Annotated in this window: 10 protein-coding genes; all 10 read left to right on the forward strand. The window is 49.2% G+C overall.

The features are described from left to right. Window positions 1-22: 22 nt before the first annotated feature. The 10 genes from ACQW03_RS20395 to ACQW03_RS20440 all read left to right on the forward strand — a co-directional run bounded on the left by ACQW03_RS20395 (window position 23) and on the right by ACQW03_RS20440 (window position 11,568). Window positions 23-1,207: an exonuclease SbcCD subunit D gene (locus ACQW03_RS20395; protein ID WP_441951468.1), complete on the forward strand. Its 1,185-nt coding sequence runs from the start codon at window positions 23-25 to the stop codon at window positions 1,205-1,207. Next, window positions 1,204-4,599: an AAA family ATPase gene (locus ACQW03_RS20400; RefSeq protein ID WP_441951470.1), complete on the forward strand. Its 3,396-nt coding sequence runs from the start codon at window positions 1,204-1,206 to the stop codon at window positions 4,597-4,599. Before ACQW03_RS20395 ends, ACQW03_RS20400 begins: the two co-directional genes overlap by 4 nt. 261 nt (window positions 4,600-4,860) lie before the next feature. Then, on the forward strand, window positions 4,861-5,271 hold the full coding sequence (locus ACQW03_RS20405) for a hypothetical protein (protein WP_025722133.1): 411 nt from the start codon (window positions 4,861-4,863) through the stop codon (window positions 5,269-5,271). Between the two features lie 311 nt (window positions 5,272-5,582). Beyond that, window positions 5,583-6,926, forward strand: a complete 1,344-nt coding sequence (locus ACQW03_RS20410; protein ID WP_441951472.1) for an aminotransferase-like domain-containing protein — start codon at window positions 5,583-5,585, stop codon at window positions 6,924-6,926. A gap of 162 nt (window positions 6,927-7,088) precedes the next feature. Then, a complete protein-coding gene (locus tag ACQW03_RS20415) occupies window positions 7,089-7,448 on the forward strand; it encodes a histidine triad nucleotide-binding protein (RefSeq protein ID WP_025722131.1) in 360 nt (119 codons plus the stop codon). A 171-nt stretch (window positions 7,449-7,619) separates the two neighbouring features. Then, window positions 7,620-7,793, forward strand: coding sequence for a 30S ribosomal protein S21 (gene rpsU, locus ACQW03_RS20420; protein WP_005547957.1), 174 nt, complete (start codon window positions 7,620-7,622; stop codon window positions 7,791-7,793). 16 nt (window positions 7,794-7,809) lie between these two features. Continuing rightward, window positions 7,810-8,253, forward strand: coding sequence for a GatB/YqeY domain-containing protein (locus tag ACQW03_RS20425; RefSeq protein ID WP_013311146.1), 444 nt, complete (start codon window positions 7,810-7,812; stop codon window positions 8,251-8,253). A gap of 279 nt (window positions 8,254-8,532) precedes the next feature. Further along, window positions 8,533-9,900, forward strand: a complete 1,368-nt coding sequence (locus ACQW03_RS20430; RefSeq protein WP_441951474.1) for an NfeD family protein — start codon at window positions 8,533-8,535, stop codon at window positions 9,898-9,900. Window positions 9,901-9,943: 43 nt separating this feature from the next. After that, complete coding sequence (gene floA / locus ACQW03_RS20435; RefSeq protein WP_269467284.1) at window positions 9,944-10,945, forward strand: flotillin-like protein FloA; 1,002 nt, start codon at window positions 9,944-9,946, stop codon at window positions 10,943-10,945. A 44-nt stretch (window positions 10,946-10,989) separates the two neighbouring features. Further along, window positions 10,990-11,568: a hypothetical protein gene (locus ACQW03_RS20440; RefSeq protein ID WP_071641825.1), complete on the forward strand. Its 579-nt coding sequence runs from the start codon at window positions 10,990-10,992 to the stop codon at window positions 11,566-11,568. Window positions 11,569-11,876: the final 308 nt, after the last annotated feature.

Here is an 11,876-nt window from a genome sequence, read left to right on the forward strand (position 1 = left end):
AGATAGGGAGAGGAGGAATAGCATGCGGATTTTGCATACAGGTGATTGGCATTTGGGCCGCACGTTGGAAGGACGCAGCCGTTTGAAGGAGCAGGAGGCGTTTTTGGAAGAATTGGCGAAAATGGCTGACGATCAGCAGGCCGATTTGATTATGATGGCTGGAGACGTATACGACTCAGTCAATCCTTCGGCCGCAGCCGAGCAATTGTTTTATGAAACGTCTGCCCGTCTTACGGCTGGAGGAAGACCACTAGTCGTCATTGCGGGCAATCATGATCAGCCGGAAAGGGTATCCTCGGTCACACCGCTGGTGAGCGGGCGCGGAATTACATTGCTGGGACTGCCCCATGGGGAAGCGGTACGCGTTCATACACCGCGAACGGGTGAAATGGCATGCATTGCAGCTTTGCCATATCCCTCCGAGTCTCGTCTGAACGAGCTATTGTCTGAAGACGGAGATGAAATAGTATTGCGCGAGGCATACAGCCGCCGTGTGGGCTTGCTGATGTCACAGCTGGGTACAGCATTTCGGCCTGACACCGTTAATTTGTCGATGAGCCATATTTATGTGCTCGGCGGGCTGGAGTCGGACTCGGAACGCCCGATTCAGGTCGGGGGGGCGTATACCGTAGATCCGTCTGCTTTGAGCATTGGGGCTCAGTATACGGCTCTAGGACATTTGCATCGTCCCCAATATGTGAAGGGAGACGGGCTGATGCGTTACAGTGGCTCTCCGCTGGCTTATAGCTTTTCTGAAGCCGGACAAGCCAAATCGGTTACGTTAATTGACGTGGTTGCTGGCAAGCCTGCTCAGGTCGAGGAACTGTACATTACCAGTGGACGCCCATTAGTGAGGTGGCGCGCACGGGGAGGTCTAGAGGAAGTATATCGCTGGCTGGACGAAGGGCTGGATGCCGATGCCTTTATTGATCTGGAAATTACGCTGGATGAAGCGATGTCGATGGGAGATATTCAGCGGCTGCGCAAAAGCCGTGAAGGCATCATTCATATTCGCCCAATGTATCCAGAAATGGCTGCCGCACAGCTGGAGCACCAACGATCAGAACTGCCAGTGCATGAGTTGTTCCGGGCATTCTATCAGCGGCAGACAGGTGGAGCACAGCCGGATGACGGATTAGTGCAGTTGTTTCTGGAACTGGTGGAACAGGATGATGCAAGAGACCACGCTGAGGAGGATGACGCATGAAACCAATCCTTCTAAAACTGGCGGGGTTGCAAAGCTACCGGGAGTCGCAGGAAATTCGTTTTGACGATTTGACCGAAACTGGACTGTTCGGGATATTTGGCCCAACGGGTAGTGGAAAATCAACGCTGCTGGATGCCATTACGTTGGCTATGTACGGTAAAGTGGAGCGGGCAGTTAATGGTACACAAGGCATTATGAACCATGCTGAGGATACGTTGTCTGTTGCATTTACGTTTGAATTAATGTCAGCTCAAGGGCCTCGTCGTTACCGTGTAGAACGACGTTTCAAACGTGCTGGAGGCGTATCGGTTAATAATACGCTTAGCCGTTTTATTGCGTTAACAGAGGATGGCGAAGAAGTGCTTGCCGATAAGGTGCAGGATGTGACGCGCTGTGTGGAGGAGTATATCGGCCTAAAAATGGACGATTTTACACGAGCTGTTGTATTGCCGCAGGGAAAGTTTGCGGAATTCTTGTCCTTAAAGGGCAGTGAACGTAGACAGATGCTACAGCGTTTGTTCCATCTGGAGAAGTACGGAGATCAACTTGCACAGAAGCTAAGCCGTCGTGTGAAAGATAACGATAGCGCACTGAAAGCGTTAGAGGCGGAGCAGCAAGGGTTGGGGGATGCGAGTGCTGAAGCGCTTGAACATGTAGAGTTGCGTCTCAAAGAGGCGATTGCCAATGCAGAAGCTTCGCGTCACGAGCTAGAGCGTGTCTCACGTGAATCGGAGGTGCTAAACAAAACCCGTGAGCTGGTCATCGAGCTCAGCCAAAGATCGAACGAGCTGGAGCAGTTGGCAGCACAGGAGCCGGGCATTACTTTGCTGGAGCGCAAGCTTCGACAAGCAACTGCAGCCGAGGCATTGCTGCCTGCGCTGACGGATTGGAAGGAAGCCATTGCTGAAGCAGAAAAACGGCAAAAGGCTGCCGAAGAAATGGAAGTCCTGGCCGCTACCGCACAGGAGGCTGCGCTTGTGTCTTCGCAAGCAGATGAACAGGCCCGGCAAGCACTCAGTGCCGAAGAACCGAAGCTATTGCTTCGGATCGACCAACTAGAGCAGGCGCTTCAACTGGAGCGTGATACGGAAGCGTTGCGCACCGAACGGGAACGTCTGGCGGCCGAGCTTGTGCAAAGCGAACAAACCCTTGCTGAACATGCAGAAGGACTCGCAAAGGAACAAGAGCTACAGACGCGAGGCTTGAAGCGACAGCAGGAGCTTCAACAAGAGCTAAAGCAAAATGAAGTGCGGGCAGATGAGCGGCGTATGCTGCAAGAGGCCGTGCAACGGTTGCAACAGCTGGAAATCGCGAATGAGCAATTGCGTGAAGCTGAACTGGAGTACGCCACTCAGGAGAAACGGCTTGCGCAAGCTGACGAACGTCTAAAGCTGACGGACCAGGAGACACGGGAGACGGAGGCACGGCGTTCAGCCCTTGCTGCACAGGCAGCTGATGGCATTGAGGCATTGCTGACGCTGGAGGCAGAAATCACCGCCGATATGTCGTCACTGGCCTCCGAGGAAGAGCAACTGCGCCACGAGCTCCGTGCCGAGGAGCTGGGCCGTCTCGCTCAGCATCTCGCTGCCGAGTTGCGCGAAGGCGAGCCGTGCGCAGTGTGCGGCTCGCTGCATCATCCCGCGCCTGCCGTCGTCGCGGCGCATAGCGCGGATGCCGCTGCGCCAGATGAGTTGCACCGCCTGCGGCTCGGTTTGCAGGAGCTGCGCCTCACACTGCGCCAGCAGTTGCACGAGCAGCGCAGCTTGCTGGCGCAGCCTGCCAACGCAGACAGCGGCGCAGCTGCCACGGGCGAGCCTTTCACGCCTGCGGCAGCACCAGCAGAGCCGCGCGGTGCCGCCGCTTGGGCGGAGCGCTGCACGGCGCTGGAGCGTGCTGCGGCAGAGCTAGCCGCACGTGCGCATACGCTGCCTGCCGAGGCACAGGCGCTGCGCGAGGCAGACGCCGCCGGACAGCAGCGGCGTATCCGTGCTGCCGCCGAGCAGGAGGCAGCAGCTGCAGCGCTGACGCAGGCAGGCAGCAAGCGCGAGGCATGCACCACGCGCAGCGAGGGACTGCGCGCCGAATGGGCGGCGCAGCTAACGGATGTCGCTCCGAGCGAAGCTGCGGAGCGTTACCGCGCCATGCAGGAGCGCGACGGGCGTGCGGAAGAGCTGCGGTCCCGGCTGGAGACGAGTGTGACCTTCCTCGAAGGAAAGGCGGAGCGTGTTCAACAGATACAGCAGAGTATCATCGAGGAGGACAAAATCATTATTGCCCGCCGTACAGGGCTCCAAAGCAAAGATGATTCGCTTCGTGAAAAGTTAGCACAGCTCCGAAAGTGGGTTGGAGATGGCCAAGCGGCTTCATTGCTGGAAGAAGCGACCTCGCGACTGTTGGGACTGAAAAACGGAGCCGAAGCCGCGGCACGCCGCCGTACCGAAGCGGAAGAACGCAAGCAGCAAGCCGTTCATGCTTCACTGATTGCCCGGCAGGCCTCCGACTCGGCAGAAGAAAGACGTCAGATGGCAGAGTCCCGTTGGGGCAGCCGTCTGGAAGCATCCTCCTTCGCTACGGAAGCAGAGGTCATGGAATGCTGCCTGGGACCGGAAGAAGCCGCACGCTATGAGCGTGAAGTGAGTTTGCATCGAGAACGGGAAAAAGAGCTGTCTTCCCGCTTAAAACATGTCGAAGAGCAGCTGAATGGAGCAACGGTAACAGAGGAACAGTGGGAAACGGCCACTGCACAGCTACGTGATTGCCGTGCACGCGACGAAGAGGCGCTTCAGAATCGCGCCAAGGCTGAGCGTGATTTAGAGGACTTGCAGCATCGGCACGTCCGCTGGATGAAGCTGGAGTCCAATCGTGTACATTTGCGTAGCGAAGCGGAAAAAATGTCCAAGCTCCAGTCTGTTTTTCGCGGCAATGCCTTTGTTGAATATATTGCCGAGGAGCAGCTCATGCAGGTCAGTCAGTCGGCTTCACGCCGCCTGCGTTTTCTGACCAAGCAACGTTACGCGCTAGAGGTAGATTCCAGCGGTGGATTTGTCATTAGTGACGATGCCAACGGTGGGGTCAAACGTCCGGTATCGACCTTGTCCGGTGGAGAAACGTTCCTGACCTCCTTGTCGCTTGCGCTTGCGCTGTCGGCTCAAATTCAATTGCGGGGCCAATACCCTCTGCAATTTTTCTTTCTGGATGAAGGCTTTGGAACGTTGGACCCTGAGCTGCTTGACACAGTGATCACCTCACTGGAAAAGCTGCACCATGATCAATTGTCTGTTGGTGTGATTAGTCATGTGCCTGAACTACGGGCCCGTCTTCCGCGCAAGCTAGTTGTTCTGCCAGCAGAGCAGGCTGGAGGCGGCTCACGTGTGGTTATGGAAACTTTTTGAAGTAATGTGATACAGGTCACAGATACAGTTTCAAACTATTGTTATAATACAGCCAAGCCGACAAGTTAATCATACAGCACCCCGGCGGACGTATGCTGCGGAAGAAATCTTCCCATCATACGTCCGTTCAGAGGGGCTCTGCCAAGAGCTCCCGGGGTGCTTCTTTTTTTTGCAAGCCGGAATTCGCCCAATTTGATGTAGCAAATAGCCCGTTTTTGAATAACATACGGTATACATGCAAGAGCCTAGGAGGAAACAACCATGGAAAAAAGCATGACAACCGAAAAAGTTACAGCACCAGAACAGACGGATGCTAAAACACTATGTCAAAAGCATATGCATCGTTATGTATGCGTATGGGTGAAGGACGGGACAATGTATGACGGCATTGTAGAGCATGTGGATGATGAAAAGATATACTTAGCCGTTCCTATGGGTGGAGACGAGATGGAGAATGTCAATGTTAATCTCCCATATCCGCCTAATAATTGTGGCTGCGGCTCCCGTGCTTATGGTGGCTATGCGTCTTATCCTCCGTATCCGTATCCGTACCCATACCCGTATCCAGTACCTGCTTATGCATATGGGTTCCCATACGGACGCCGTCGCTTTAATCGTTTGATTCTGCCACTTGCAGCGTTGACAGCGATTAGCTTGCTACCTTATTACTAATCCTATTTCCTTAATCGCCAGACATAGTGAATTCTCTGCTCTCTCCCGCCTACAGTTCTTGTGCAGTACAAGTGACTTTAAGGCGCATCCATACATTATCACCATGCAAGGCTGCTTCTTCCATTATGAAGAAACAGCCTCTTTTTCACGTAAAACATTCTGAATATGATCCAATAATTGAAACTGTATCAGTACAGTTCAAAAATGAGGTATCCTGTTTATCCATAAACCATGGTAACATCTAGCGTGTAAAGAAACATAAGACGGAATAAGCATGTAATGAGTATGTAAAGAGCAGGTGGGAGGATATTGTGAAAAAATACGTTTCAATTTTATTGGATATAGAACTTAAAATTCGCGAGGGACAATATAAATCAGGTTACAAGCTGCCGTCGGTCCGTGAGGCTTCTGAATTATACAGGTGCAGCAAAAGCACGATTCTGCGGGCATATGCTGAACTTGAGAAGAAACACGCCATCTATTCCATACCGCAAAGTGGATACTATGTAGTGGAAAATTCGGGCGATTTACACCATAGCCATATTCAAGACTCCGTTGATTTTGCTTCGGCCTCCCCGGATTTGAATGTATTCCCTTATCTGGATTTCCAACATTGTTTGAATCAGGCTATTGACACCTACAAATATCATCTGTTCACTTATGGCGATTCGCAAGGACTGGAAACACTGCGTCATACGTTGGTTTCCCATTTGGCTGATACTCAGGTGTTTGCAAAAATGGATCGGATTATCGTTACTTCGGGTGTTCAGCAGACATTGGAGATGCTCGCTAAAATGCCGTTTCCCAATGGCAAAGAAAAGGTTTTGGTCGAGCAGCCAAGTTACGATATATATTTGCGTTTTCTGGAGGAAGAGAACATACCCGTCAGTACCATCGTCCGGACAGCGGAAGGTATGGATTTTCACGAATTGGAGAATCAATTTAAGAACGAGAGCATCAAGTTTTTTTATACCATGTCAAGATATCATAATCCATTAGGCGTCTCTTACAACACAGAGGAGCGAAAAGCGATAGCTGCCTTAGCCGCCAAATATGATGTGTACATCGTAGAAGATGACTATATGGCAGATTTGGGGGCCGATCATCTTTTTGATCCCATTTATGCATACGACCAGACGGACCATGTTATTTATTTGAAAAGCTTCTCGAAAATCATTTTCCCCGGCTTACGATTAGGAGTTGCGGTATTTCCCGAAGTCCTATTGAAGACGTTTAACACTTATAAAAGATATGTCGACACATCTATTTTGTCTCAGGCGGCGCTTGATATTTATATTAAAAATGGAATGTATGAACGCCACAAGCACACGATATGTAAACTGTATTCGGAGCGCGTTCGTGCTCTTAACAAGGCTGTGGAACGATACAATCAGGCCGGATACGTTCAGACTTCAGCTGTAACCTCAGGAGTTTATATACAGTTTAAACTGCCTCGGACGGTGAATTTGGAACGCTTGGTACAGTGTCTTTCCGCGAGGAACATTCAGGTTGTAGCTGGCAAAGGCTTTTATTTATCAGGCTATAGGGAACAAGAGAAATTTTTGCGCATAAGTATTTCGCGCGCACAGTTGGATCAAATTGATGCAGGGGTGAAAGCCATTATAGAGGAAGTTAGTAAGGGGAACTGGTATTAAGACCCTTTTTCCGTTATGATACATAAAGAAACATAAGTATAACCAAACATGGCTGTATATGTTTCTATTCAGTGTGGGAAATACATAACTTTGAATGCCGAGAGCAAGGGCTGCTTGTGTCTATTTGCTTATGATCGGCTCACTGCCAAAGGAGGGTTTTGAATGGACGATCTGTTTTTGAAAATTGTGGATGGAACCATCCCCAGCAAGAAGGTGTTGGAAACCGACAATGTGCTCGCATTTCATGACATCCAGCCTGCGGCGCCAGTACACGTGCTCATTATTCCAAAAAAATATATTCCTTCGATGAACGCTGTGACAGAGGAGGATCTTCCTCTTATCGCGGAGATTCATCGTGTTGCGGTTGAGGTTGCGAAAAAGTTAGGAATTGCCGAGTCTGGCTATCGGTTGATTAACAACTGTGGCCCGGATAGTGGACAAGCGGTGGGGCATCTGCATTATCACTTACTGGGCGGCGCCAAATTGGGTGCTTTGACAGGTATTTCGGACTCACATTCTTAAAAAATGACAGAGCTTGTCTTTTCAGTAATACGGATGTGAATGGAGAAAAATGGCCCTTTATGTATTCATTTTTTCTTATAGGTTGACACCTGGTTTCCGTTTCACCTATAATAAAATTTGATGAACCGTGTTATTGCTCTTGGACGGTCTGGTCGGAGGGAGGGAAAACTGGTGTCTGAAACTAAAGTTCGCAAAAACGAGACAATTGATGCTGCACTTCGTCGCTTTAAACGTTCCATTGCTAAGGATGGCGTATTGGCTGAGGTGAAGAAACGCAAGCATTATGAAAAGCCAAGCGTAAAGCGCAAGAAAAAGTCCGAGGCTGCTCGTAAGAGAAAGTTCTAGGAGGATCTAAGCAATCATGAATTTGAGCGAACGATTGAACGAAGATATGAAGCAAGCAATGAAGAGTAAGGACAAGTTCAAACTCTCCACCATTCGAATGGTTCGTTCTACGATTAAAAATCTTGAAATAGATTTGAAACGGGATTTGGACGACAACGAAGTGCTTGATATTCTGAGTCGTGAGATCAAACAGCGAAAAGATGCCCTCCATGAATTTGAAAAAGCCGGTCGTGATGAACTTGCGACAAGCACTAAAGCAGAAATAGAGATCATCGCTCAGTACCTTCCCGAACAACTTTCTGAGGAAGAAATTAAAGTTATTGTACAGCAGACCATCCAGGAAACCGGTGCTTCTTCGAAAGCCGAGATGGGGAAAGTAATGACGGCCTTGATGCCTAAGGTAAAAGGCCGCGCTGACGGTAAGCTCGTGAACCAAGCGGTTCAGCAATTTCTGCAATAAACCTGCGACAAACAGGAAAACACAACACCCTCTGTTTACAGAGGGTGTTATTTCTATATATGCGATGCCTACCATAGAATGTAATGGTGAGAAGATTCCTTTATGTAAGCGCTATTATTAATTGTGTGAAACGTGATGTCCGTTGGGTGCGTAAAGTATCTGACAGCCGTCAGGATTAGCAATATACCCAATAATTTCACATTAAATCCTGAAAACTGTATAGTTTGTCTAACAAAGTTTGGTATGCTGTAACATAGAAAGATCGAAAGGGGGAGAGAAATGCATAGAGAACATCACCACTCCAGTCGCAAATTGATCTTTTTAACGTTGTGGATTATGGTATCCGTTTTGCTGTTACCCTTAGTTCATTCCGAATCAGCGGCGGCCCAAACTAAAGGTGGAGCTGTGTTTGTTATACCAGTTGATCAGGAAATTGAGCAAGGTCTGGGCAAATTTATGGAACGTGGATTTGCAGAAGCAGCAGATTCCAAAGCAGGTCTGATTTTACTGGATATTAACACTCCCGGTGGACGGGTAGATACAGCGGAGAAGCTGGGCAAACTGATTAAAGACAGTCCGATTCCGACCGTAGCCTATATAAGGGGCGAAGCAGCCTCAGCGGGTAGCTATATTGCGTTGAGCGCAAACAAGATTGTTATGAAACCGGGGAGTATTATCGGAGCAGCAGCGTTAGTAGACGGTAGGGGGCAGGCTATCACAGATCCAAAAACGGTAGCTTGGTGGAAGAGTAGCATGGCATCTGCCGCAGAAGCTGGCGGACGTAATCCAGATATTGCCAGAGGTATGGTTGACTCCAAAACAACCGTATCTATTCCAGAGATGAACTTTAATAAGGAAAATGGTCAGATCATTTCTTTAACCAGTGAGGAAGCGCTGAAGTTGGGTTATGCGGATCACATCGCGTCTTCCGAACAAGAAGTTATCCAGTGGATGGGTCACAGCACGGATGATGTAATTCATGTGGAGCGAACATGGGCTGAAAAAGCAGCCGAGATATTGACCAACCCAATTGTGCAGACGTTGCTTTTATTTATCGGTATCGCGGGTGTTGTTATTGAGCTGCTCGTACCCGGTTTTGGTGTACCGGGAATTTTGGGCATACTCGGATTTGGTTTGTATTTTTTCGGCAATTATATCGCTGGTTTTGCAGGTTCAGAGACGTGGCTGTTGTTTATTATCGGTCTGGCTCTGCTTATACTTGAAATGTTCATCCCAAGCTTTGGTATTTTGGGCATTTTGGGTTCAGTCAGCCTTGTCGCCGGAGTTGTTCGGGCAGCATACAACATGCAGCATGCGTTTATATCTTTGGGCATTGCCTTTGCAGCTGCGGTTGCTGTTGTGGCGATTATCGCGGTTGTATTCAAGGACCGAGGGATATGGAACCGTTTTATACTTAAAGAAAGTTTAACGGCTGAACAAGGCTTTTCTTCAGTTGTGAACCGGGAAATGCTATTAGGTCAACGGGGTGTCAGTCTGACACCACTTCGTCCAGCCGGAACGGTGCTGATTTCTGATGAGCGAGTCGATGTTGTAACGAACGGAGAGTTTATTGCTACAGATATGCCGATTATAGTATCCAAAGTAGAAGGTGGGCGAATTGTGGTCAAGGCTGACACTAGCGTCTAAACAAGTAAATAACAAAGAATTAGATTAATGGAGGATGATGCGAGTGTTCGAATCGGGTATTGTCAGCGTTTTGCTGATTGCCGTTGTAGTGATTATTGTATTGAGCGTATTTTTCAGTTTTTTCCCGGTGATGCTGTGGATTTCAGCATTGGCTTCGGGTGTGCGTATTGGCATCATTACGCTGGTAGCTATGCGGTTACGGCGCGTCACGCCAAGCCGAATTGTCAATCCGCTCATTAAGGCAACCAAGGCGGGTCTGGGATTGAACATCAACCAGCTGGAAAGCCATTTTCTCGCAGGAGGGAATGTAGACCGAGTGATCAATGCGTTGATTGCTGCCCAGCGTGCTAACATTCCACTTGAATTTGAACGTGCGGCTGCGATTGACCTTGCGGGACGGGATGTTCTGCAAGCGGTCCAAATGAGTGTTAATCCGCGTGTTATTGAGACACCTACTGTTGCAGCGGTCGCCAAGGATGGTATCGAAGTGAAGGTTAAAGCTCGTGTTACCGTGCGTGCCAACATTGATCGACTCGTCGGGGGTGCCGGAGAAGAAACGATTATTGCACGGGTCGGTGAAGGTATCGTTACAACTGTAGGTTCCAGTAATTCGCATAAGGACGTGCTGGAGAATCCGGATTCAATTTCGAGAACTGTATTGTCCAAAGGTTTGGATGCCGGGACAGCATTTGAAATCCTGTCCATTGATATTGCGGACGTTGATGTAGGTAAAAACATCGGTGCTTTTCTGCAAACAGAGCAGGCGGAAGCCGACAAACGTATTGCGCAGGCAAAAGCAGAAGAGCGGCGTGCGATGGCTGTAGCGCAGGAGCAGGAAATGAAGGCACGTGTCGTAGAAATGAGAGCACGCGTGGTGGAATCCGAATCTGAAGTGCCGCTGGCAATGGCTGAAGCATTGCGTGGCGGGAAACTTGGCGTCATGGACTATATGAATTTGAAAAATATTGAGGCGGATACGCAAATGCGTGGCTCCTTAGGCAAACCGAATGATAACTCGGGGAATGATAACAAGAACCGGGATTAATAACGGGACATAGCCGATGAATTACGGCAGCTAGGTGGTGAGTAATGAACTTTATCAGCTGGATCTTTGAGCATTTGTATATCCTGATCGTGATTGGCTTTGCTTTGGTGTCCTTTTTGGGGAAAAGCATCCAAGGTACAGGGCGGAAATCACCGCCGCGAAAAGGTATGCCTACCTTTGGGGGTGATCATGGTTCTCGCGGGCCCTCGACGTCATCCAGACCCTTCACAACGGAACATGGGCAAGAGCAACGCCAGCAGGATGTTGCTGGTGAGTTGCAACGTCAATTTCCTAATGAACGACGGGCGGTTATGGAAGCTCGTCGTATAGAAGAAGTGGGCGATCGGTCGGAAACAGAAGGACGGATGGACCGGGATTCATTAGATAACGGTTCGACTCTAGAGGATCGGATCCGTGCTATGGAAGAAGAACGCAGGTTGGTTTTAGCCCGTCTCGATCGTATATCCAACGCGAGGGAGTCAGGGGAAATTACAGATGCGCCAGAGATAGCCTCGCAAGATCGTAATACGGTGGATACGGCTGATCTGCGCAGAGGTGTGATTTGGGCAGAAATATTGGGTCCTCCGCGTTCCAAGCGCTATATGGGTGGAGGAAGACGTTAAAATGATAGGGGATCCGTCACAGCTTTGGCTGTGGCGGATCTTTTTTTTGTGAGCTTTAGGAATAATACATAAGCATGCTCAGAATAAAAAATGAATTAACGACAAATGCTCTAATTACCTGACAACGAATGTGATAATCCCTTGTGCGCCCTAGGTTTCTCACATTTGTTGTCATCTAAAATGGTTGCATTTTGTCTAATTTAGAGTCTCATTTATGAAAATATATTCGTGAAAAATGATCAAATGTAACAATATGAATGGAGCTTTCCGAAAGCAGTTTTCATTTTTTCTTTTTTATATATAATGTT

Origin of the sequence: Paenibacillus sp. DRB1-1 (assembly GCF_052119485.1) — a bacterium.
Classification (GTDB): Bacteria; Bacillota; Bacilli; order Paenibacillales; family Paenibacillaceae; genus Paenibacillus; species Paenibacillus polymyxa_B.